A 21,972-nucleotide genomic window follows, 5' to 3' on the forward strand; every position below is an offset into this window, starting at 1 on the left:
CACTTCCGGCGTATGACCGCAGGCACATGGAGCGGCTGGAAAACGCTCGCAACTACAGAGGGAATGCAACTCGCGTTAGCAGCTGTTGGCCTTGGGACAAGCCAAGCGCCGCTTTGCACTGATGTAGATGCACAAGCCACTAGCGGCTTTTTTTACCTGCAGATAGGCTCCTCGGCGAACATGCCCTATCTGAATAATGGGTTTTTGTTGCAATTCCCATGGAATGGAAACTCAGCAGCCCTGCAGTTTTATGTGGCAGCATCGGTTGATAAATTGATGTACCGAGCTAAGTCGTCCGGGACTTGGCGCGATTGGAAAGATATTCCGTCACTCGACGGCGTAATCGGTGCGATCAGCAACAATTCACGTAGTTTCAGGCCGCAGGCCGCCGTCGGATTGGCGACCAGTCAGGCGTTGAACACAACGACTCATATGGGTGCGTTATTTCAGTTCAATGCCAACGCTTTAACTGTGACGTTGCCTTCCTCGGTAAGCGTAACTGCCGGCATGGTTGTGACGCTACGCAATCCTCGCGCTTCGACGCAAACTTTGGCGGTTGCTTCGGGATCAATCGTTGAAGAAGGCGGGACGAGTGACAAACTATCGCTGCAGGCCTACGAGTGGATTGAGCTGACGTCCTCCGGAAGCAATTGGTTTGTCTCGGCGCGGGGCAAGGTTAAGGAAGTGGCCACGCTCGATCAGCTCACCTCGGCAATCGCTAGTGCGACTCCGCCCGGCATGGTTGGGCATTTCGCGCTGACTGCTCCACCGCCTGGCTGGCTCAAGCGAAATGGTGCCGCGGTTTCGCGCATCACTTACGCGGCACTATTCACCGCTGTCGGGACCCAATTTGGTGCTGGTGACGGATCAACCACGTTCAACCTGCCTGATGACCGCGAACTGGTCGACCGAGCGTGGACGGATGGTCTGAACTCGGCAGACTTGGGGCGGGCATTGTTCTCGGCTCAGGCTGATCAACTCGGTATTCACAATCACACAGGCACTGTCAGTGCCGGTGGTGCGCACTCTCACACAACGACTGTCCCGCGAGAGCGGATTGACTCCCCGAGCCTTGACACTGGGGGTAACGCCGTACTTGGCGATTATCAGAGTGATGGCCCACAGATACTCATGTCATCGACAGCGCCTAATCACAGTCACGGCCTGACCATCAACGCCAGCGGCGGCAACGAAACCCGCATGGCCAACCGGGCTTACTTAGCCTGCATCAAATATTGAGGTAACCATGACAAGAGTTCTTGAGCTGATCGAACCTTCAGCACCGCAGGAGCCATCAGTGGCACTGCCTTGGTGGCAGCAGCCGGGCACAGAGCCGCCAAAGGTCTGCAATGTGCACAGGGGTACCGGCGAGTATCTCTGCGCATCAGAGGCCGATCCCAGCCCGCTCGAACCTGGCATCTGGCTAATCCCAGCCCACAGCTACCAAATCGACCCACCCGTGCTTAAAGCCGGCGTTGCCGCCTTGATCAACCGTGACAGCAACGGCTGGGAAATCGTCCCTGACCACCGCGGCGCCACGGTTTACACCACCGACACCGGCGAGCCCCGACAGTGGCTTGCGCTGGGCGACTTGCCAGAGGGCTACACCCTCCAAGCCCCGTCGACAGAATTCGACACCTGGGAAGGCGAACAGTGGGTGCCAGACGAGGCCGCCATTGCCGAGGCGGCGCGGGTTGTGGCGTACCGCAAACAGGCGCTGGCCACCCAGTACTCAACAGAACGCATCGGCACGCTGCAAGATGCCGTCGACCTCGAAATGGCCAGCGAAGCAGAGGTGGCAGCGCTCACGGCCTGGAAGGTCTACCGCGTTGAGCTCAGCCGTATGGACATTACCGCCAAGGTTCCAACCGCTGATGACTGGCCAATCAGCCCCAACGACGAAGCGCTGGCCGCCTGGCTCACTTCGCAACTTACCTGAGCGCCCCGCACCCGCGGGGCGTTTTCTTTTCCGCTGTAACACAAGGCCCCGCATGCGGGGCTTTCTCATATCTGGAGCATGAATCTATGAGTGTCTTTTTTCACGGCGTGACCGTAACCAACGTCGATACCGGCGCGCGCAACATCGCGCTGCCTTCTTCCTCGATCATCGGTCTAGTCGATACCTTCACCGAAGGTGCCGATGCCAAAGCCAAGGCCAACGAACTGCAGCTGATCACCAGCGAGCGTGAAGCCGTCGCCGCCTTCGGCGAAAACGCCGCCATCACCAAGGCCTGCCGGGCCATCTACAACCGCGCCAAGGCGGTCATCGTCGCCTGTGGCGTAGCCAAGCTGGACGATGCTGCCGAGCAGACCGCAGCGATCATCGGCAGCGTACAGGCCGATGGCAAGCGCACCGGCCTGCAAGCGCTGCTCGACGGCAAGAGCCGTTTCAATGCCCAGCCGCGTCTGCTTACCGCACCCCGCCATAGCGCCACCCAAGCAGTCGGCACCGCACTGGTCGCGCTGGCTGACAAACTGCGCGGCATCGCCATCATCGACGGCCCGAACACCACCGACGAAGCGGCCATCGACTATGCCGAGAACTTCGGTGCCAAGCGCGCCTTCATGGTAGACCCCGGGGTGCAGTACTGGGACAACGGCGCGCAGGCCACCGTCGATGCCCCAGGCTCGGCCTGGGTCGCCGGGCTGTTCGCCTGGACCGACAGCGAGTACGGCTTCTGGGCCTCGCCATCGAACAAAGAGTTCGTTGGCATCACCGGTACCACCCGCCCGGTGGAGTTCCTCGATGGCGACGACAGCTGCCGCGCCAACCTGCTGAACAACGCCAACATCGCCACCATCATTCGCGATGATGGCTTCCGTCTGTGGGGCAACCGCACCTTGTCCAGCGACCCGAAATGGGCCTTCGTCACCCGCGTGCGGACCATGGACATCGTCATGGACGCGATTCTCTACGGCCATAAATGGGCGGTCGACCGCGCCATCACCGCCACCTACGTCAAGGACGTGACCGAAGGCCTGCAGGCCTTCATGCGCGACCTGAAGAACCAGGGCGCGATCATCAACTTCGAGGTGTTCGCCGACCCGGAGCTGAACACTGCCAGCCAGCTCGAACAGGGCAAGGTGTACTGGAACATCCGTTTCACCGACGTGCCACCTGCCGAAAACCCCAATTTCCGCGTTGAAGTCACTAACCAGTGGCTGACCGAAGTTCTCGATTCCGCCGCTTAAGGAGCGCATTTACATGGCAATGATTCCCGAAACCCTGGCCAACCTGAACCTGTTCGTCGATGGCGTCAGCTTCCAGGGCGATGTACCCAGCCTGACCCTGCCCAAACTCACCCTGAAAATGGAAGAACATCGCCCCGGCGGTATGGACATGCCGGTCGAGATGGACCTGGGCATGGAGAAGCAGGAAGCTGCATTCACCACCACCGGCGTGCGCCGTGAGGCATTGAAGTTCTTCGGCCTGGCCGACGGCAGCGGCTTCAATGGCACCTTCCGCGGTGCCTTCAAAGGGCTCAAGGGCAAGATCAACCCAGTGGTGGTCACCCTGCGTGGCACCTTGAAGGAAATCGACATGGGCGACTGGAAGTCCGGCGACAAAGCCGAGATCAAGCACAGCGTCGGCCTGACCTACTACAAGCTCGAAGTCGATGGGCGCCTGGTCTACGAGATCGATGCCCTGGGCATGAAACGCGTCATCGATGGCGTCGATCAACTGGCTAGCCAGCGCGCTGCGCTGGGCCTGTAAGGGGGCGACCATGGCACAAGCGAAACCGCAGCCGAAGTGGCTGACCCTCAGCCCCGACCGTGTCACCGTGCGCCTTTCGCGGCCCAGTGAGGCCAATGGGATTCAGGTCGATAGCCTGTCCCTGCGCGCACCCACCGTACGCGATATCCGCAACGCCCAGGCCGGCGGTGGGGGCGATGATGAACAGCGTGAACTGAACCTGTTCGCATCCCTGGCCGAGGTCGGTATCAAAGACCTCGAAAGCCTTGCCTTGAAAGATTATGGCCGCCTGCAAAGCGGCTATTTTCGCCTGGTGCAGGACGACGAACTTTGATCCGGCCCGGCAGAAGGCCGCTGCCAAGCGGCTGGCCAAGGAGCTGAACTTTTCCGCCAGCGAGCTCATGACCATGTCGTACAGCGAGATGGTCTGGTGGCTCGCGCCCTGAACAGGAGGACTTCATGGCGAACACACAGCTGTTCACCCTTGGGTTCGGTGTGACCGTCAGCAAACCATTGGGCCAGGTCATCGACCTGCGGCAGCAGGAAGTTGGACGTCTGCGCAGGCAGGTCGATGGCATCCGCCTGGGACGGTTTGTCGGCGAGGTTATCCGCCTGGGGCTGGAGCTTGAAAAGCTGCGCGAAATCGAGCAGCAACCGGCCCAAGCCCCGCAACACGTACAACAAGGCCGAGCATCGCATCTGCAGGATGAAACCGTGGCAATCGCCAGGTTGCGCCAGCATTACCAGATGCTTGGCAATGTCATCGCAGGGCTGTCCCGATTGCGCCCGGCGTCCGGCTCGATGACCGTCAATGTCTTTCAGCAATGGCACACGATGGTGCAACACCCTCAGCGCGCGGTCGTGCCGCGCAACGAGGCACCCATTGCTGAGTCGAGCACCCTGCCCGAATTGGGCTCAGCCGCCATATCCGGCCCACAGCCGATGCCGCCCCCGGCGCAGGCATCGAGTCAGCCTTTCATTCGGCCGCAGCCGCCAAACGTGGCGCCACCAGCCCCCGCGCAGCCACGCGAGCCAGCGGCCAGGTCTGAGGCGGCGACAGCTTCCGCCACACTGGGGCGGGCCACGCTGGCGGCTGCCGGCCTGGGGGCGGTGGCCTATGGAGGTTACCGAGGCGGGCGTTGGTTAATAGGCCGCCAATCACCTCGCAACCAGCGGCAGGCGCGCAAGGCAGTTGGCGAGCAGTGGCAAGACAGCCGCGTCGATGCAGTGGGCAAGATCACCAAAGCGCTGGTTACCGCCGACGATGATCGCCAGGCTGCGCGGGGTGCTGGCGCGGCAGTGGGGGAAGCCGCAGGGCGCTTGCTCGGAACGCTTGTGCCACTGCTTGGCAAGACGGGTGGCAAGCGCAAAGCAAGTAAGGCGCAGCGTGAGCAGTTAAGCAAACTGGGTGGTTATCTGGGCGAAGCATTGGGGGATGCAGGGGGCGGTATTCTGCATGATTGGGTCAGGGCTGAACCTGAGCAAGTAATAGCCGCCGAGCCTAGCTCTGGCCCTTCGTTTTCTGCACAAACCGCTGAACCGAGCGTTGAGCAACCGCCTTCAGCCCCAGGGCTTGGTCATGCGTTAGCCGGCGGCCTATCGGCCGTCGTCGCCGGGCATGTCGTTCGCAACCGCGTGCGCAAACTGCCGCGTGCTACCCGACGAAGCGCTGCCAATGCATCGCGTCAGCAGTGGCAAGCGACCCGCATCGATCTGCTCGGTGAGGTAGGCAAGGCGCTGATCACCTCTGACGACAATGAGCAGCGGGCACGCGGAGTAGGCAGCGCGCTGGGCGGGATGGCCGGTCGGATGCTCGGGGCTGCCTTGCCGCGACTGAGCAAAGGCCGCTGGGGTAGAAAGTACGGCAGCAAGCTTGGTGGGTATGTGGGCGAGGCCATTGGTGATCTGGCCGGAGCAAGTGCGGTCAGAGGATTCACCAAGGACGATGCGCAAACCCCGCGCAGTGATGCGACGCTGCCAGCGCCAGCGCCAGGGCAGGCGGCAGAGCTGCCTTGCATGCCGCAGCCCGCTCAGCCGTTAACCAATAGCGAGCCTAGCGGTGTCTCGCCCATGTTCGAAATGCTCATGCCGGCTGCCCTTACGCGGCTTGCCCCAGCCGGCCCGCTGCTCAAGCGGATACCGGCGTTGGCAGTTTTGAACGCTGCGGGGCAGATCGCGCAGACCGCCAGTGGCGAGGGCAGCACAGCCCAGAAAATGGAAGGCTATGGCCGTGCGGTCGGTGGGCTTGGTGGCAGCTTGGCAAGTATTGCGGCCGGCGCGGCACTTGGTTCGGTCATCCCGGGTGTAGGCACCGTGATAGGTGGCCTGGTGGGGTGGGCGGGCGGTGCGTTGTTGGCAAACGGCGGTGAGGCGGCTGGCGGCTGGTTGGGCAAAACCCTTGCAACGGTACTAGGCGCTGGCGATTCCCCTGATAGCCAGCAGGCCGAGCAACGCCCGGCTCAACCTCCGGCTGCCCAGCCGCTCACTGGCCCCCAGCCTGTGGCCACGCCACCGGAGGTGACCCAGCATTTTACCTTCACCGCCAACATGCCAGTGACCTTCAACAACAGCTTTGAAGACCCTAACACCCTGCAGCAACTGGAAGCCATTGCCCGTCGCGTGCTCGACGACCTGATGCGCCAGGCGCGCGCGGTGCAAATGGCCGATCAACCACAGCCCTGAGGAGCACCCATGACCTACCTGGATGAGTTGCAAGGTGGCTTGCATGCACTGGTCAAGGCCGGCGAGCAGGGGCGGCGGCGTGCCGATGCCATGCTCGACCCCATGAACCAGGCGGTTGGCCATGCCAAGGAGGCAGCCAGTCAACTCCAAGCCTTGCCATGGATCGGCCCGCAAATCGGCAAGCGTTTGCAACGCACGATGCGCGCCATCGATGCCGCCAAGCAGCGCGTGGACGAGGTGGTGGCCAAGTATGACCAAAGCCTCGAAGTGGTGCGCAAGGTGCGCGACCGCGTCGATGCCTTCGAAGAACACCTGGGCAAGGCCGGCGCGGCCATCGGGCAAGTGGTGGGGGATGTGCGTTCGGCGGCCAACGGGGTACTTTCGACCTTCGGCTTCGCGCCGCAGGCAACCCCAGCAGCCGAAGCGATCAAACCGTTCCCGCACCTTTTGGTCTTGCAGCCGCTGCAGCCTAACACCGCACCGTACTACTTCAACCTCGATACCACCGCCTTCGATCAGCTGCGCCGTCAGACGCAATTTCGTTGGGCCGCTCAGGAGCGCTTGAGCCGTCAGAGTGCTCAGCAGGCGGTCAGCCTGGGCGATGAAAGCATCAGCATTCGTGGCGCGATTTTCCCTGGCTTCAAGGGCGGTCTGGGCCAGTTGCAGGCACTGCGCAGCATCGGCCGCCAACTGCTGCCCCTGTCGCTTACCACAGGCTACGGCGAAGTGCTCGGCATCTGGTGCCTGACCCGCATCGAAGAGGAACAAGGCGCTTTGCTGGCCGGTGGTATCCCCCGAAAGCAAGGATTTTCACTGGAGTTCATCAGCTATGGACAAGACCTGCAAAACCTCTGAGGGCGACCTGCTCGATACCCTTTGTCAGCACTTCTACGGGCATCTGGACGGCAGCGTCGAGGCCGTTCTACAAGCCAATCAGGGGTTGGCTGAACAGGCCCAGCCGTTTCGCAGTGGGGTCATGATCCGCTTGCCGCCGTTGACACCAGCGCCGGCCAAAGTCGTTCAGCTGTGGGACTGATGCCATGCAACCGAAATTTCGTATTCAGGCCGACGGCAAGGACATCACCGCGCTGATCAACGACCGCCTACTGTTGCTGCGTACCATCGACAAACCGGGCATGGAATCGGACGACTTCGAGCTGCGCATCGACGCCCGCGAAGGTGTCGTGGCGTTGCCAGCGCGTGGTGCGCTGCTCGAAGTGCACCTGGGTTACGCCGGCCAACCGCTGACCCGGCTGGGGCGTTACACCGTCGATGAGGTTGAGTTGTCCGGCCCTCCCGATACCCTGGTGATTCGCGGCAAGGCCAGTGACCTGCGTGGCACAGGCAGGACCATCCGCAGTGGGAGCTGGGAGGCGGTGCCCCTGCAGCGCATCGTTGCCGACATTGGCGCGCGCAACGGCTGGCAGACGGTGTGCCCGGTTCTGGTGAAGGTGCCCAGGGTCGATCAGTACAACGAGTCGGATTTCAATTTCATCACGCGCCTGGCCCGCCAGTATGACTGCACGGCCAAACTCGGCGATGGCCAACTGCTGGTGCTGCCGCGTCAGGCTGGGCTAAGCGCCTCAGGTAAGCCTCTGGGCGTGGTTGGCATTGCCCGCAGCGAGGTCAGTCAGTGGCATTTTCGCTTGGACGACAAAGCCGCCCGCAAGGCGGTGCGCACCCGTTACCAGGACACCAGCACTGGGGCATCGCAGACTATCGAAATGGTCAACGAGCAGGCTACCGAAGGCGGCCGGCCGGAGCACACCGACCGGCACCTCTACCCCAATCGCGCGGCTGCCGAACAGGCTGGGCGTGCTCGCCTGGCCAGTTTCAACCGCGAAACCGCTCAGGTTCGCCTGGACCTACCGGGCCGTACCGACCTGTTCGCCGAGCGCAGTGTCGAGCTGCAGGGTTTTGCCGATGGCCTTGATGGGCCTTATCAACTCGATGCTGTGGAGCAGGTGTTCAGCGCTTCGGGTTGGCGCACCACCGTGCAGGGCAATGGCGGTAAGGCGGGCAAGGTCAACACCAAAGGACCTGCGCCCCGCCGTCAGGCCGCGCTCAAGGCTTGAACGATGATACAAGGAGTGTCAGACATGCTCACCGAAACGCAATTGTTGCAGATTCTGCCGAACGCCCGCCCTGTTGCGGGCGTTTTTCTTGCGGCACTCAATATCACCCTGCCACGCTGGGAGATCGACAATCCTATGCGCGTGGCGGCTTTCCTCGCCCAGGTTGGCCATGAGTCCGGCCAGTTCCGCTATGTGAAGGAACTGGGCAACGACCGCTACCTTGCGCGCTATGACACCGGCTGCCTGGCCTTGCGCCTGGGCAACACACCGCAGGCCGATGGCGACGGCCAGTTGTATTGCGGGCGCGGCCTGATCCAAGTGACCGGGCGTAACAACTACCAGGCTTGCAGCCGTGCGCTGTTCGGCGACGAGCGCCTGCTGGTGCAACCGCAGTTGCTCGAGCAGCCGCGCTGGGCCTGCGAATCGGCGGCATGGTTCTGGCACTCCAGAGGGCTCAATACCCTGGCCGATCGCGGCGAGTTCAACCGCATCACGCGGCACATCAACGGTGGGCTCAATGGGTTGCAGGCCCGGCTGAAGCTCTGGGCGCGTGCACGTGAGGTGCTGTGTTGAGCCGTGTGCAGTTGGGGCTTGGCACGCTGCTGCTGGCGCTGGCTGCCGTGCTGGCCTGGCAGGTGCAAGGCTGGCGCTACGGGCGGCAATTGGCACAGTTGGAGCAAGCTCGGGCCAGCGCCGAAACTGCCCGGCTGCTGGCTGAGCGCGAGCGGCGTCAGGCCCTGGAGCAGCGTCTGGCGGAAAGTGAAACCCGTCATTTCAAGGAGCTTGCCGATGCACAACATGCTCAGGCTCGCCTGCGTGACCGCCTTGCTACTGCCGATCTACGGCTGTCGGTCCTCGTCGAGCGCGACACCCTCTGCAGCCCAGTGCCCGCCGCCGCCAGCGCCGGCGGGGTGGATCATGCAACCGTACGCGCCGGACTTGAGCCGGCGCATGCTCGACGAATTATCGCCATCACCGACGAAGGCGACAGAGGACTGATCGCACTGCGTGCCTGTCAGGCGTATGTTCGTGCCTTGCGGCCCTGAGCCCTTGCCTGGCGCTATCAGGGTGGTAGGGTAGTGCGCAGCCTTGAAGGAGCTCGCCATGGACCCGATTACCGCCTTATCCAACCGCCTGGGCGAACATCTGCGCCTTTTGAATGCCCAAGTGACCACAGCCGAATCTTGCACTGGCGGCGGCATTGCCGAGGCCATAACCCGGGTGCCCGGCAGCTCGGGCTGGTTCGAAGCCGGCTACGTGACCTATTCCAATGCCCAGAAAACACGGCAGTTGGGCGTGCCCGAGGCGCTGTTCGCCCAGGTTGGTGCGGTCAGCCAGGAGGTAGTGGAAGCCATGGTTCGAGGTGCCCAGGCTGCCAGTGGTGCGCGGTTTGCGGTGGCGGTCAGCGGCGTGGCCGGGCCCGATGGCGGTTCGCCCGCTAAACCGGTGGGCACCGTCTGGATCGCCTGGGCCGATGGCAGCCAGGTCAATAGCGAGCGCCGGCACTTCAACGGTGACCGTGACGCCGTGCGCCGACAGACGGTGATCGCCGCGTTAGACGGCTTGTTACAGCTTGGTGCCGAGTAAATCGACGACAGGGGTTTGCTCGCGCGCTTGCCTGTGGAATAATACTGGCTACTTATACAGGTATTCCGGCCGTCAGGGCCAAGTCGAACACGTGAGGATTTCAATGGACGACAACAAGAAGCGCGCCTTGGCTGCGGCCCTGGGTCAAATCGAACGCCAATTCGGTAAGGGCGCAGTCATGCGCATGGGCGATCACGAACGTCAGGCCATCCCGGCGATCTCTACCGGCTCCCTGGGCCTGGATATCGCGCTCGGTATTGGCGGTCTGCCAAAAGGGCGTATCGTCGAAATCTATGGCCCGGAGTCTTCGGGTAAAACCACGCTGACCCTCTCGGTCATTGCTGAAGCCCAGAAAAACGGCGCTACCTGCGCATTCGTCGACGCCGAACACGCACTCGACCCCGAATACGCTGGCAAGCTGGGCGTCAACGTCGATGACCTTCTGGTTTCCCAGCCGGATACCGGCGAGCAGGCGCTGGAGATCACCGACATGCTGGTGCGCTCCAACGCGGTTGACGTGATCATCGTCGACTCCGTGGCTGCACTGGTGCCCAAGGCCGAGATCGAAGGCGAAATGGGTGATATGCACGTGGGGCTGCAGGCGCGCCTGATGTCCCAGGCGCTGCGCAAAATCACCGGTAACATCAAGAACGCCAACTGCCTGGTCATCTTCATCAACCAGATTCGTATGAAGATCGGTGTGATGTTCGGTAGCCCGGAAACCACCACCGGTGGTAACGCCCTTAAGTTCTACGCCTCCGTACGCTTGGACATCCGTCGTACCGGCGCGGTCAAGGAAGGCGACGAAGTGGTCGGCAGCGAAACCCGTGTCAAAATCGTCAAGAACAAGGTTTCGCCTCCGTTCCGTCAGGCCGAGTTCCAGATTCTGTACGGCAAAGGTATCTACCGTAACGGTGAGATTATCGACCTGGGTGTAGCTCAAGGCCTGGTCGAGAAGTCTGGCGCCTGGTACAGCTACCAAGGCAACAAAATTGGCCAGGGCAAAGCTAACGCCGCCAAGTACTTGCACGAAAACCCGGCTATTGGCACTGAAATCGAGCGTCAGATTCGCGAGAAGCTGCTGAACGCGGGCGCTGTTGCTGCTGCCGGCAAAGCTGCTGCCGTCGAAGCCGATGCCGACGACATGGCTGACGCCGACGCCGGTTACTGATAGCTGCTGGTATGTCCGCCGTGCTAGACACCCCCGTCGCCGTCAGGCGGACAGCCATGGACCTGCTCGCTCGTCGCGAGCATGGTCGCGTCGAGCTGACGCGCAAGCTGCGTCAACGCGGAGCGTCGGACGAGCTGATCGAGCCTGCGCTCGATCGGCTTGCCGAAGAAGGGCTGCTTAGCGAAGCCCGGTATCTAGAAAGTTTCATCCGTTACCGCTCCGGTGCTGGCTATGGCCCTGCGCGCATTCGCGAGGAATTGGGCCAGCGCGGCCTGAGTCGTAGCGATATCGAACAGGCACTGCGTGAAAGCGAAGTGGACTGGGCGAGGCTGTTGCGCGATACCTGGCAGCGCAAGTTTGCAGGGCAGCGTCCCCATGACCCTCGAAGTCGTGCCCAGCAAACTCGGTTTCTTGCCTACCGCGGGTTTCCCATGGATTTGATCGGCCGACTGCTCAGCGGTCGGGATTTGGACGACTATTAGGTCAGGCTTGTAACCCCCTAGGCGCTTCGCGCCGCGACTAGCTGACCTTCAACGCCTCCCGCGCCCGCTGGGTGGTATGCATCGGTTCTGGCTTGGCCCAGTTTTCTGGCAAGTTGATGAAATCCACCAGTTCCCTAAGGCGCCCTTGATCACGGCCATTGAACGCGAATGTCAGGCGTGTCAGGTGGGTGAAGTTGCCTATCTCGTTTTCGGCTCCGCTGTCGGCCTGTTGATGATACCGACCGCTCAGGCGCAAGTCGGCAAATCCCTCCTCGATGTCATGCAATGCGGCTTCGTTTAGCCGGTGATGCATGCGAATCACGAACTGATTTTTCAGCCAGCGGCTGGAGTGGTAGTTACTGTAGAACTGGTTGATTTCTTCAACGGCCTCGTCAGCGCTATGCACCAGGCGCACCAGCTTCAAGTCAGTGGGCAGGATATAGCGGTTCTCTTCGAGTTGATGGCTAATGAAATTCAGGCAGTCGCGCCAGAATGAGCCACCAGGGGAGTCCAGCAACACCACTGGCACCAGCGGGCTTTTGCCGGTTTGGATCAGAGTCAGTACCTCGAGTGCTTCATCCAGTGTGCCGAAGCCGCCGGGGCAGAGTACCAACGCGTCTGCTTCCTTGACGAAGAACAGTTTGCGGATGAAGAAAAAGTGGAACGGCAGCAGCTTATCGGTGCCATCAACCGTTGGGTTGGCATGCTGTTCGAAAGGTAGGGTGATGTTGAAGCCAAGACTGTGGTCACTGCCGGCGCCTTCGTGGGCCGCAGCCATGATGCCACCCCCTGCTCCGGTAATCACCATGAGGTTGGACCGGGCGAGGGTTGCTCCAAGCTCCCGGGCCAGTGCATACATGGGGTGTTCCACAGGCGTACGAGCAGAGCCGAACACGGTGACCTTGCGACGCCCGCGGTAGCGCTGAAGCATTCGGAACGAGTGGTCCAGTTCACGCAAAGCCTGCAGGGTGATCTTCGCGTTCCAGCGGTCAGCGTCGTCATGTGCCATGCGCAAGACCGTTAGCATCATGTCGCGGTAAAGGGGCAGGTTAGGGCTATTGGGGGCGACCAGTTGCAGTTGTTGGTCGATCGTACTCAAGTCGATGCCGTGTTCTCTGAAGTGATTGAACAGCAGCTCATTGGATTGGTAAGGCATTCAACATCTCCTTCTGCAGCAAAACCTCTGACCGGGCCGATGATCTGGCTCGGCCGCGACACTACGTGTGTCGCTGGCTGCCGTGACTCGAGTGTGCATCTCGAGCATTGCAGTGGGCCTTCAAGGCCGTGATGCAGGCTGTTTTGATTTTTCAGGGGCTTCGCTATCAATCTAGACCGTTGCGCTTCATCGCGCCGGGCCGAATGACTTGGCCACTCGTCGGCCCGCAACCATGGGCACGGAGGGTTTGGTTAACTGGAGAAGCGAAAGGGGTCGATGCGGGAGGTGGCGGTATGCATCGCTTGGTCATCGAAGTAGACCGGCAGCTCTATCAGCAGTTGGAAAATGCCGCTCAGGCACACCATGTAAGCCTGGAAGTTGAATGCCGCCGGAGGTTGGCAGCGCTGGAGTGCCAGTCACGTTATGTGCAGGCCGTGCTGGCAGAGATGCGCGCCGAGGAAGAGCCGCAGCGCGCGGCAGGGGAGCAGGCGACCTAGCTACTTCTTTTTGTTGCCAGCGGTGCAACTGGCAGCATCGAAGGCCTGGTCCATGACCGGTTGATTGGTCTTGTATACGCTGAACCGGTAGACCATCACCGCACCTTTGGACATCAGGTTACGGAACCCACTATTGCGGCAGACGCTATCGCCCAGCTGGCTACGCACTTGCGCAGGGTTTTCCTGCATACGCGCGGCATGCTCGGGGCGCACGCTCAGGTGGTTGACCAGCGCCTTGCCTTCAACGGTGTAGCCCTGGTCGAGGATGTCTTCATTGATGGCGCGGGGAGTGCCGACACTGCTTTGGGTGGCCACCTTCTGCAGCAGCTTGTTGAGCTCGAACTCCTGCTTGGAGGCGGCCTGGGCTACCAGTGGCAGGGTCAGCAACAGGCTCAGGGCCGGGACGATAAAACGCAGCATGAATCTCTCCTGGTTCGATAACTGGCGCTTTGACATGCGCCGGCGGCGGGCGTTCCATGAAAGGCGCTGCATCGCAGGCACGTCCAGGTTGGCCAATGACGCCGATTATAGGGGTACGCCCCCCTCGCTGCACGGCCAAATGACGCGGGCTCTGCTAGACTAGCGCTTTGCTTTTGCCGAGTTACCCCCGTGTTCAGTCACCATCCCGTCACCGGTTCGCGAGCATGAGCCATGCAGTAGCACGCTTGCGTGCCGAGCGCCTGGCGCGTAGCAACAAGCCTTTCATCGCCCGTGGGTCGCGCGCCGAGCGTTGCCCCGATTGCCGGGTGATCGCCACCCATTGCTTATGCGCCTGGAAGCCCAAGGTGCAGGCCGACTCAGGCGTGTGCTTGATCATGCATGACACCGAGCCATTGAAACCGACCAACACCGGCTGGTTGATCGCTGACCTGATCGAGGACACCTGCGCCTTCGGCTGGTCGCGCACTTCGGTGGATGACCGCCTCTTGGCGCTGCTCGACGACCCGCAATGGCAGCCTTTTATCGTCTTCCCCGGCGAGTTCGTTGCCCAGCAGCGGGTGGTGAGCGAGGTGGTAGGTGAACCGGGCAAGCGCCCGTTGTTCATCCTGCTCGATGCCACTTGGACCGAAGCTCGCAAGATGTTCCGCAAGAGCCCGTATCTTGATCGGTTTCCGGTTCTGAGCCTGCAAGCCGAGCAGATGTCACGCTATCGCCTACGTCGGTCCAAACGCGATGACCATTTCTGCACTGCCGAGGTCGCTGCAATGTGCCTGGACCTGGCCGGGGACACTCAGGCTTCGCAGGTACTGGATGCTTATTTGGACGTATTCAGCCTGCATTACCTGAGCGGCAAGCGGCGGCTGCCGGTGGATGAACAGGACGACATCCACCAGCGTTTGCATACCTTCCTATAGTCCAAGGGGCATAGACCCTTATTTGGTACATAATGTTGGGGCTGGCAGCCAGGATGGGCAAGCAGGCAGGGGCGTGGGTATGCCCCCCGTGCTCGGTATCCCTGGCGCCGATTCCCCGCCAGGCGCTTCCCTACTCTATGCGCCTGGAACAGAACAGGATCCATAGATAGATGGCCACTTACGAAATCCTGATAGCCGATGACCACCCGCTGTTTCGTAGCGCTCTGCGCCAGGCCGTTACCCTTGGCCTGGGTGCGGACGTGCGCCTGGTTGAGGTGGCGAGCATCGCCGAACTGGAGACCCGCCTGAGCGAAAAAGCCGATTGGGACTTGGTGCTGCTCGACCTGAACATGCCGGGGGCCTATGGCTTCTCGGGGCTGGTGCTGCTACGTGGTCAGTATCCGCAAATTCCGGTGGTGATGGTTTCGGCTCAGGAGGAAGCCGCGGTTGTGGTGAAGTCCCGCGAGTTCGGTGCCAGCGGCTTCATTCCCAAGTCCAGTGGCCTGGAAGTCATTCAGGACGCTGTGAGGAAGGTGCTCGATGGCGAGGTCTGGTGGCCAGCGCAGGCTTTCGAGAAGGTCGATGTCTCGGCCGAAGCCAAGGCTGCCAGCGAAGGGCTGGCCAGCCTCACGCCACAGCAGTTTCGGGTGCTGACCATGGTCTGTGAAGGCTTGCTGAACAAGCAGATCGCCTACGAGCTGAGTGTGTCCGAAGCGACCATCAAGGCCCACGTCACGGCGATCTTCCGCAAGCTTGGGGTACGCACCCGAACCCAGGCCGCGCTGCTACTGCAACAACTTGAATCGGTTGCCAGCAGCTGAGCGCTTCAGTGTTCACGCTTTTTTGACCCCTGCCGCACTAGTCTGCGGCCTTTCTGCTGTGAAGTGACTCACATGACGCCATCGCCATTCAAAGGCCAGACCGGCCTGAAACGCATCTTCAACGCCGCCGGCTATTCGCTGGACGGCCTGCGCGCCGCCTTCAAGGGCGAGGCCGCGTTCCGCCAGTTGGTATTGCTCAATGTAGTGCTGATCCCAATCGCTTTCTGGCTGCCGGTCAGCCGTGCAGAGCGGGCGATCATGGTAGCCGTGTGCCTGCTTGGGCTGATTGTCGAGTTGTTCAACTCGGCAGTGGAGGCGGCCATCGATCGCATTTCGCTGGAGCGTCATCCCTTGTCGAAAAACGCCAAGGACATGGGTAGCGCAGCACAGTTGGTAGCCTTGACCATGGTTGCCCTGGTGTGGGGCGTGATTCTGCTTTAAGCAATCGCCGGTAGGACGATTTCGTCACTACGGGTGAAGCCGGCTGTGAAGTTGCGGCACAGATCCAGGAATTCACGCATCGCCGAAGTCTGGTACTTCTGTTTGTGCCAGATGAAGTAGAACTGGCGCATCAGGTCCAGCTCCGGGGTTTCCACAGGTACCAGGCTGCCGCGGCGGAATGCATCCCGCAGCGCCAGGCGCGAGATGCAGCCAATACCAAGGCCGGATTCCACGGCTCGCTTGATCGCCTCGGTGTGTTCCAGTTCCAAGCGGATGTTCAGGCTTGTGCGGTGATGTCGCATAGCCTGATCGAAGGTCAAGCGGGTGCCCGAGCCTTGCTCGCGCAATATCCAGGCCTCCTGCGAAAGGGTTTCGACATCGGCGTGCCCGGCTTTGGCAAGGGGGTGATGCGGTGCGCAGAACACCACCAGTTCGTCCTCTACCCAGGGCTGCACTTCCAGGTCCGGGTGGTTGCAGTCGCCTTCGATAAGACCCAGGTCAATTTCGTATTGCGCCACTTGGTGCACGATGTGCGCGGTGTTCTGGACATGCAACTTCACCTGGCTTTCCGGGTGAACCTGCATGAAGCTGCCGATCAGCAGCGTGGCCAGGTAATTGCCGATAGTCAGCGTGGCGCCAACTGCCAGTGAGCCGAAGCCGGACTTACCGTTGAGCAGGTCTTCGATCTCTTTGGCTTGGTCCAATAGGGCAACGGCTTGGGGCAGCAACTGGTGGCCAAGGGCATTGAGGGCCAGACGCTTGCCGGCGCGGTCGAACAGTTGGCAACTCGACTGACGTTCCAGCTCGGTGATGGATGTGCTGGCCGCAGACTGCGAAAGCGATAGCACGCTCGCCGCCCGCGACACACTCTGGTGCTGGGCGACGGCGACGAATACCTGTAGCTGGCGTAGAGTAAATCGCATATCGATATAACCGATAACACATATCTTGATAATTCAGTTAACAGATATTGTGGCTGCCCCTAAACTATCGCGCAACTGCGCGTCTTACGCGCTGCGTTTTTCTTCAGGAGCCCTTTAAATGAGCAACATGAACCACGAACGTGTCCTCAGTGTGCATCACTGGAACGACACCCTGTTCAGCTTCAAGTGCACCCGCGACCCGGGCCTGCGCTTCGAGAACGGTCAGTTCGTGATGATCGGCCTGCAACAAGACAACGGCCGTCCGCTCATGCGCGCCTACTCCATCGCTTCGCCGAACTGGGAAGAGCACCTGGAGTTCTTCAGCATCAAGGTCCCGGACGGCCCGCTGACCTCGCAGCTGCAGCACCTGAAGGAAGGCGATGAGATCATCATCAGCAAGAAGCCTACAGGTACCCTGGTACTCGACGACCTCAAGCCGGGCAAGCACCTGTACCTGCTCAGCACTGGCACTGGCCTTGCGCCGTTCATGAGTGTCATTCAGGACCCGGAAACCTACGAGCGCTTCGAAAAGGTGATCCTGGTTCACGGTGTTCGCTACGTCAACGAAGTGGCCTACCGCGAGTTCATCACCGAACACCTGCCGCAGAACGAATTCTTCGGCGAGTCGGTGCGTGAAAAACTGATCTACTACCCCACCGTGACCCGCGAACCCTTCGAGAATCAGGGCCGTCTGACTGACCTGATGCGCAGTGGCAAGCTGTTCAGCGACATCGGCCTGCCGCCGATCAACCCAGAAGACGACCGCGCCATGATCTGCGGCAGCCCGAGCATGCTCGACGAGACCAGCGAAGTGCTCGACAGCTTCGGCCTGAAGGTTTCGCCGCGTATGCGTGAGCCTGGCGACTACCTGATCGAGCGCGCCTTCGTCGAGAAATAAGACATATGTCGCATCGAAAAAACGCAGACCCAGGTCTGCGTTTTTTTATTGGTGCAAGGCGGTGAGCTCAACCTTCCTTGACGACCTCCAGCACCTGTATGTGGCCTGGCTGGGGATAGTGCCAGCGCACCTGCACGTCCCAGAACTTCACCCCGTACACCCGCTCAGGCGGTGGCACCTGATAGGCGGGGCGGGGGTCCTGTGCCAGGCACTGCTCGATCAGCTCCATCAGCGGCTGGCCAAGGCGTTGCCCATGTGCATGGGCCTGGGGTAGGGCACCGTCGTTCCAGCTGACTTCGATGGCCGCAGGTGGCTCGCTGGCCATCAGGTTGCTCGCGCCGGCAACACTGTCGGCATAAGGTACATAGGGCTTGATATCCAGTACCGGAGTACCGTCCAGTAGGTCGATCCCGGATAACAGCAGCCGCCCTGGTTCCACGGCTTCCAAGCGCACCACCGATTGGCCGATACCATTGGGGCGGTGGGTGGCGCGGGTGGCGAATACGCCCATCGTCTTGTTACCGCCCAGGCGCGGTGGCCGAACCTTCAGGCGGGGCTTGTCTTCCAGTGCCTGGTGGAACAGGAACAGCAACCACACATGGCTGACCTGCTCCAGCCCAGCCACCGCATCGCCCTGATCGAACGGCGGCAGCAATTCCAGCACCCCGCGGGCGGCTGGCGCCAGCTGGGGCTGACGTGGGATGGCGAACTTCTCCTTGAAGCAGGAATGAACGATGCCGACCGGCTCAACGGTGTGCTGCATGGTCACTCAGCCGCGCACGCGAAGGGTCAGGCCCTTGAGGAAGTTACGCAGCAATTGGTCGCCACATGGGCGATAGTTGTCATGCCCGACCTTACGGAACAAGGCGCTCAGTTCCGGCTTGGACACCGGGAAGTTGACCGACTTGAGGATCGAGTGCAAGTCCTCTTCCTTGAGCTCGAAGGCCACCCGCAGCTTTTTCAGGATGGTGTTGTTGGTCACCGGCAGCTCGACCGGCTGCGGTGGGCGGCTATCGTCCTTGCCACGGCGGTGGATCACCAAACCGTCAAGAAAGTGTGCCATGACCCGCTCCGGGCAACGCACGAAGCCGGCTTCGTCTTCTTTCTTGAGGTAGGTTGCAAGCACGATCGGGTTAACTTCGAGGCCGGACAGCGCGATGATTTCGGCCATCTTGGCGTCGTTCACCTTCAGCATGTAGCGCAGGCTGCGCAGGACATCGTTGTGGTTCATTGCTGAAAAATCCTGTTCAGTAGCCACGCCGGGGCGTGGCGTATTGCTTAAAAACGTTCGGTGGCCGCCAGGTAGCGCCACTGCCCAACGGGCAGTTTGCCCATCGACACACCCCCCAAGCGAATGCGGCGCATGCCTAGCACTTCCAGGCGCAGGTAAGCGCACAATTCGGCGATCTGCCCAGGTTGCGGGTTTTTAACAACCAGGCGCAGATGGGTCTCGTTCTGCCAACTGGCCTTGGCCTTGGGCAGCTCGCGGTCATTGCGCGTGGCGCCGCGCGCCAGGCGCTCCAAGGCTTGAGCAGTGGTCTGGCCGCGAACTTCGATGATGTATTCCTGCTCCATGCGGCGCAGGTCGGCGTCGATCTTGCGAGTCACTCGCCAGTCTTGGGTGAACACCTGCAGGCCGCTGGCGCCACATTCCAGCGGCGCCAGGCAGGACAGCCGAGCAAAGTGGCCGTGCAGGGGGCGTACACCCTCGCGGTGAGCCTCGCTGAGGTTGCCCATGTTGAGGTGGGTGCGGGTTGTCTCGCTGTCAGCACCGGCCGCCTGATGCGCCAGCAGGGTGACAGGGTCCAGTGCTTCGGCGCGTGCTCCGGGCAGCAGCTCGACCTGTTGAGCGTCGACTTTGAACTGAGGCTGCTCTACTACCACGCCATCGACCGCGACCCAGCCGCCTTCGATGTACAACTCGGCCTCGCGGCGTGAGCAACCAAGCTGCTCGATGAGGCGTTTGGACAGGCGGACGGGTTCGGACATGGGGGCATTCGCAAGGCAGGGAAAGGCCACCATTGTACCTGCCTGTACGCCGTTGATGATGGGAATCTCTGCCGAATCGGCCATATTGGGCGCACGGCACGACATTTTCAGACGCGACCTCAACGCGCTGTAGGAATAAGCCTCATGTGGAGTAGGGGATATGGCTGCCCCAGGCCATCCGTTTCCGAGCGACCGACCACTTCAAAGCCTTCGTGCAAATAAAACCCAAGGGCTTGGGTGTTCTGCTCGTTGACATCCAGACGCTCGGCATTCAGTTCGCCAACCGCATAGCGCAGTAGCCGCCTGCCAACACCCATGCCGCGACAATCGGGTGCCACGAACAGCATGTGTACGCATCCGTTGGCGACACCTGCAAAACCGTGGATGCGCTGGCGATCCCTGCAACAGACCAGCATTACCGCGTCCAGGTAACGGCGCAGAACGTGCTCGCGCAATAGCAGAATGTAGGCGTCGGGCAAGAAGTCATGGGTGGCGCGTACCGAGTCCTCCCAAAGCTGCACCAGCTTCTCGTAGTCGCCGTAACCAGGCGTTTGCAGCGTCAGCATCGAAGCCATGGCGGTGATTCTCCCAAGGGGTAGAAGAACCATAGCAGGCGTGCTGCCGAACGGCTTATGACAGGCGCTGCAACGAGAACAAAAAAGCCCCTGCCGGTTGTTCCCGAAGCTGGGAAGCCGGCAGGGGCTTATCACGCAGCGCCGGGGTTAAACCGGCTCGGCCCACATGTCGTACTCATCGGCATCCACCACACGGCAACGGACTTTGTCGCCAGGCTTGAAGCCGTGGTCACCGTCGATGAACACACTGCCATCGATCTCAGGTGCGTCGAAGAAACTGCGGCCGACCGACCCCTGCTCTTCGACTTCGTCGATCAGCACTTCGATTTCCTTGCCGATGCGCAGTTGCAGGCGGGCAGCACTGATGGCCTGCTGATGGGCCATGAAACGGTCCCAACGCTCCTGCTTGACCTCATCCGGTACTTCTTCAAGGCCCAAGTCATTGGCCGGGGCGCCTTCAACGGGCGAGTACTGGAAGCAGCCCACACGATCGAGCTGCGCTTCGGTAAGCCAGTCCAGCAGGTATTGGAAGTCTTCTTCGGTCTCGCCCGGGAAGCCGACGATGAATGTCGAGCGGATCACCAGCTCAGGGCATTGCTCGCGCCAGTTCTTGATGCGGGCCAGGGTCCGGTCTTCGAAGGCCGGGCGCTTCATCGACTTGAGCACCTTGGGGCTGGCATGCTGGAACGGGATGTCCAGGTACGGCAGGATCTTGCCGGCGGCCATCAGTGGGATTACGTCGTCGACGTTCGGGTATGGGTACACATAGTGCAAACGCACCCAGGCGCCCAGGCTGCTCAGCGCTTCGCACAGTTCGAGCATACGGGTCTTGACCGGCCGACCGTTCCAGAAGTCAGTCTTGTACTTGACGTCCACGCCGTAGGCGCTGGTGTCCTGGGAAATTACCAGGATCTCCTTGACGCCGGCCTTGACCAGGCGTTCCGCCTCGCTCAACACCTCGCCAACCGGACGGCTGACCAGCTTGCCACGCATCGACGGGATGATGCAGAAGCTGCAGCTGTGATTGCAGCCTTCGGAAATCTTCAGGTAGGCGTAGTGGCGCGGGGTCAGCTTGACACCTTGGGGCGGCACCAGGTCGATCAGCGGGTTGTGGTCCTGGCGTGGCGGCACGACTTCGTGCACGGCGCTGACCACCTGCTCGTACTGTTGCGGGCCAGTCACCGACAGCACGCTTGGGTGCACATCACGGATACTGCCCTCTTCGACACCCATGCAACCGGTGACGATGACCTTGCCGTTCTCCTTGATCGCTTCACCGATCACTTCAAGGGACTCGGCCTTGGCGCTGTCGATGAAGCCGCAAGTGTTGACCACCACTACATCGGCGTCCTCATAGGTAGGTACGACTTCATAGCCTTCCATGCGCAGCTGGGTCAGGATGCGCTCGGAATCTACCAGGGCCTTGGGGCAGCCCAGGCTGACGAAACCAACCTTGGGGGTGGCGAGAGTGGTGGACATGACTAACCTCGGTATTGAATGCCGTGCGCCCGGCCGTAGCCGGGTGCGAGCTTGACGGGCGCTTTTGGCGCCTCTGATCAAAAAGTGCGCAATTCTAGCGAGCGTACGGTCGCTTGACCAGCAGAAATACGACGAACGCTGCGCTAT

General features: G+C 61.2%; 27 protein-coding genes. 19 read left to right on the forward strand and 8 right to left on the reverse strand.

The annotated features are described in order from the left end of the window. From ACK59H_RS18635 to recX, 14 genes are all read left to right on the forward strand, one after another. Positions 1-1,239 (forward strand): tail fiber protein (locus ACK59H_RS18635; RefSeq protein ID WP_409264766.1); only part of this gene is annotated, 1,239 nt, incomplete at its 5' end. Between the two features lie 7 nt (positions 1,240-1,246). After that, positions 1,247-1,939 carry a tail fiber assembly protein gene (locus ACK59H_RS18640; RefSeq protein WP_081016678.1) on the forward strand — a complete coding sequence of 231 codons (693 nt, stop codon included), beginning with the start codon at positions 1,247-1,249 and terminating at the stop codon, positions 1,937-1,939. An 86-nt stretch (positions 1,940-2,025) separates the two neighbouring features. Further along, on the forward strand, positions 2,026-3,192 hold the full coding sequence (locus ACK59H_RS18645; RefSeq protein WP_060479495.1) for a phage tail sheath family protein: 1,167 nt from the start codon (positions 2,026-2,028) through the stop codon (positions 3,190-3,192). 13 nt (positions 3,193-3,205) lie between these two features. Continuing rightward, positions 3,206-3,715, forward strand: coding sequence for a phage major tail tube protein (locus ACK59H_RS18650; protein WP_186478702.1), 510 nt, complete (start codon positions 3,206-3,208; stop codon positions 3,713-3,715). Positions 3,716-3,725: 10 nt separating this feature from the next. Further along, positions 3,726-4,028, forward strand: coding sequence for a phage tail assembly protein (locus tag ACK59H_RS18655; RefSeq protein ID WP_060479493.1), 303 nt, complete (start codon positions 3,726-3,728; stop codon positions 4,026-4,028). 125 nt (positions 4,029-4,153) lie between these two features. Further along, positions 4,154-6,376, forward strand: coding sequence for a hypothetical protein (locus tag ACK59H_RS18660; protein WP_060479492.1), 2,223 nt, complete (start codon positions 4,154-4,156; stop codon positions 6,374-6,376). A gap of 9 nt (positions 6,377-6,385) precedes the next feature. Then, positions 6,386-7,231 carry a phage tail protein gene (locus ACK59H_RS18665; RefSeq protein ID WP_060479491.1) on the forward strand — a complete coding sequence of 282 codons (846 nt, stop codon included), beginning with the start codon at positions 6,386-6,388 and terminating at the stop codon, positions 7,229-7,231. Beyond that, on the forward strand, positions 7,206-7,412 hold the full coding sequence (locus ACK59H_RS18670; RefSeq protein WP_060479490.1) for a tail protein X: 207 nt from the start codon (positions 7,206-7,208) through the stop codon (positions 7,410-7,412). The genes ACK59H_RS18665 and ACK59H_RS18670 overlap by 26 nt, the downstream gene beginning before the upstream one ends. A 4-nt stretch (positions 7,413-7,416) precedes the next feature. Continuing rightward, positions 7,417-8,451, forward strand: a complete 1,035-nt coding sequence (locus ACK59H_RS18675) for a phage late control D family protein (RefSeq protein ID WP_060479489.1) — start codon at positions 7,417-7,419, stop codon at positions 8,449-8,451. Between the two features lie 24 nt (positions 8,452-8,475). Further along, positions 8,476-9,024, forward strand: coding sequence for a glycoside hydrolase family 19 protein (locus ACK59H_RS18680; protein ID WP_060479488.1), 549 nt, complete (start codon positions 8,476-8,478; stop codon positions 9,022-9,024). Next, positions 9,021-9,497 (forward strand): lysis system i-spanin subunit Rz, encoded by a 477-nt coding sequence (locus ACK59H_RS18685; RefSeq protein WP_409264767.1) that lies wholly within the window; start codon positions 9,021-9,023, stop codon positions 9,495-9,497. Before ACK59H_RS18680 ends, ACK59H_RS18685 begins: the two co-directional genes overlap by 4 nt. Positions 9,498-9,555: 58 nt before the next feature. Continuing rightward, positions 9,556-10,038 (forward strand): CinA family protein, encoded by a 483-nt coding sequence (locus ACK59H_RS18690; protein ID WP_060479487.1) that lies wholly within the window; start codon positions 9,556-9,558, stop codon positions 10,036-10,038. A 103-nt stretch (positions 10,039-10,141) separates the two neighbouring features. Next, on the forward strand, positions 10,142-11,209 hold the full coding sequence (recA, locus tag ACK59H_RS18695; protein WP_060479486.1) for a recombinase RecA: 1,068 nt from the start codon (positions 10,142-10,144) through the stop codon (positions 11,207-11,209). 11 nt (positions 11,210-11,220) lie between these two features. Then, entirely contained in the window at positions 11,221-11,691 is a 471-nt protein-coding gene (gene recX, locus ACK59H_RS18700; RefSeq protein WP_060479485.1) for a recombination regulator RecX, read from the forward strand. 37 nt (positions 11,692-11,728) lie between these two features. Here the strand turns inward: recX and ACK59H_RS18705 are convergent, their stop codons facing one another. After that, positions 11,729-12,847 carry an LOG family protein gene (locus ACK59H_RS18705; protein WP_060479484.1) on the reverse strand — a complete coding sequence of 373 codons (1,119 nt, stop codon included), beginning with the start codon at positions 12,845-12,847 and terminating at the stop codon, positions 11,729-11,731. A 293-nt stretch (positions 12,848-13,140) separates the two neighbouring features. Between ACK59H_RS18705 and ACK59H_RS18710 the strand changes: the two genes are divergently transcribed. After that, positions 13,141-13,344 (forward strand): hypothetical protein, encoded by a 204-nt coding sequence (locus ACK59H_RS18710; protein ID WP_060479483.1) that lies wholly within the window; start codon positions 13,141-13,143, stop codon positions 13,342-13,344. Here the strand turns inward: ACK59H_RS18710 and ACK59H_RS18715 are convergent, their stop codons facing one another. After that, complete coding sequence (locus ACK59H_RS18715; RefSeq protein WP_060479482.1) at positions 13,345-13,764, reverse strand: quorum-sensing-regulated virulence factor family protein; 420 nt, start codon at positions 13,762-13,764, stop codon at positions 13,345-13,347. It lies immediately after the preceding gene. A 224-nt stretch (positions 13,765-13,988) separates the two neighbouring features. Here ACK59H_RS18715 and ACK59H_RS18720 point away from each other — a divergent pair, with 224 nt between their 5' ends. From ACK59H_RS18720 to ACK59H_RS18730, 3 genes are all read left to right on the forward strand, one after another. Next, positions 13,989-14,699, forward strand: a complete 711-nt coding sequence (locus ACK59H_RS18720) for a tRNA-uridine aminocarboxypropyltransferase (RefSeq protein WP_060479481.1) — start codon at positions 13,989-13,991, stop codon at positions 14,697-14,699. A 170-nt stretch (positions 14,700-14,869) separates the two neighbouring features. Beyond that, on the forward strand, positions 14,870-15,520 hold the full coding sequence (erdR, locus tag ACK59H_RS18725; protein ID WP_060479480.1) for a response regulator transcription factor ErdR: 651 nt from the start codon (positions 14,870-14,872) through the stop codon (positions 15,518-15,520). A 72-nt stretch (positions 15,521-15,592) separates the two neighbouring features. Beyond that, positions 15,593-15,961: a diacylglycerol kinase gene (locus tag ACK59H_RS18730; RefSeq protein WP_060479479.1), complete on the forward strand. Its 369-nt coding sequence runs from the start codon at positions 15,593-15,595 to the stop codon at positions 15,959-15,961. Here ACK59H_RS18730 and finR read toward each other — a convergent pair. Next, positions 15,958-16,884: a LysR family transcriptional regulator FinR gene (gene finR / locus ACK59H_RS18735; RefSeq protein WP_409264768.1), complete on the reverse strand. Its 927-nt coding sequence runs from the start codon at positions 16,882-16,884 to the stop codon at positions 15,958-15,960. The two genes, ACK59H_RS18730 and finR, sit on opposite strands and share 4 nt — an antisense overlap. Before the next feature lie 118 nt (positions 16,885-17,002). On the opposite strand from finR, the gene fpr reads away from it, so the two are divergent. After that, a complete protein-coding gene (gene fpr / locus ACK59H_RS18740; protein WP_060479477.1) occupies positions 17,003-17,782 on the forward strand; it encodes a ferredoxin-NADP reductase in 780 nt (259 codons plus the stop codon). A 67-nt stretch (positions 17,783-17,849) separates the two neighbouring features. Here fpr and tsaA read toward each other — a convergent pair whose 3' ends face one another. The 5 genes from tsaA to rimO form a co-directional block, all read right to left on the reverse strand. Beyond that, positions 17,850-18,545: a tRNA (N6-threonylcarbamoyladenosine(37)-N6)-methyltransferase TrmO gene (tsaA, locus tag ACK59H_RS18745; protein WP_060479476.1), complete on the reverse strand. Its 696-nt coding sequence runs from the start codon at positions 18,543-18,545 to the stop codon at positions 17,850-17,852. A gap of 6 nt (positions 18,546-18,551) precedes the next feature. Continuing rightward, a complete protein-coding gene (locus tag ACK59H_RS18750; RefSeq protein WP_060479475.1) occupies positions 18,552-19,013 on the reverse strand; it encodes a DUF1456 family protein in 462 nt (153 codons plus the stop codon). Between the two features lie 47 nt (positions 19,014-19,060). Next, positions 19,061-19,771, reverse strand: coding sequence for an rRNA pseudouridine synthase (locus tag ACK59H_RS18755; RefSeq protein WP_060479507.1), 711 nt, complete (start codon positions 19,769-19,771; stop codon positions 19,061-19,063). Positions 19,772-19,890: 119 nt separating this feature from the next. After that, the gene (locus tag ACK59H_RS18760; RefSeq protein WP_060479474.1) at positions 19,891-20,346 is read right to left on the reverse strand and encodes a GNAT family N-acetyltransferase; all 456 of its coding nucleotides are present in this window, start codon (positions 20,344-20,346) and stop codon (positions 19,891-19,893) included. Positions 20,347-20,493: 147 nt separating this feature from the next. Then, complete coding sequence (gene rimO / locus ACK59H_RS18765) at positions 20,494-21,825, reverse strand: 30S ribosomal protein S12 methylthiotransferase RimO (protein WP_060479473.1); 1,332 nt, start codon at positions 21,823-21,825, stop codon at positions 20,494-20,496. Positions 21,826-21,972: the final 147 nt, after the last annotated feature.

Origin of the sequence: Pseudomonas sp. KCJK9000 (assembly GCF_046230725.1) — a bacterium.
In the GTDB taxonomy this organism is placed as follows: Bacteria; Pseudomonadota; Gammaproteobacteria; order Pseudomonadales; family Pseudomonadaceae; genus Aquipseudomonas; species Aquipseudomonas promysalinigenes.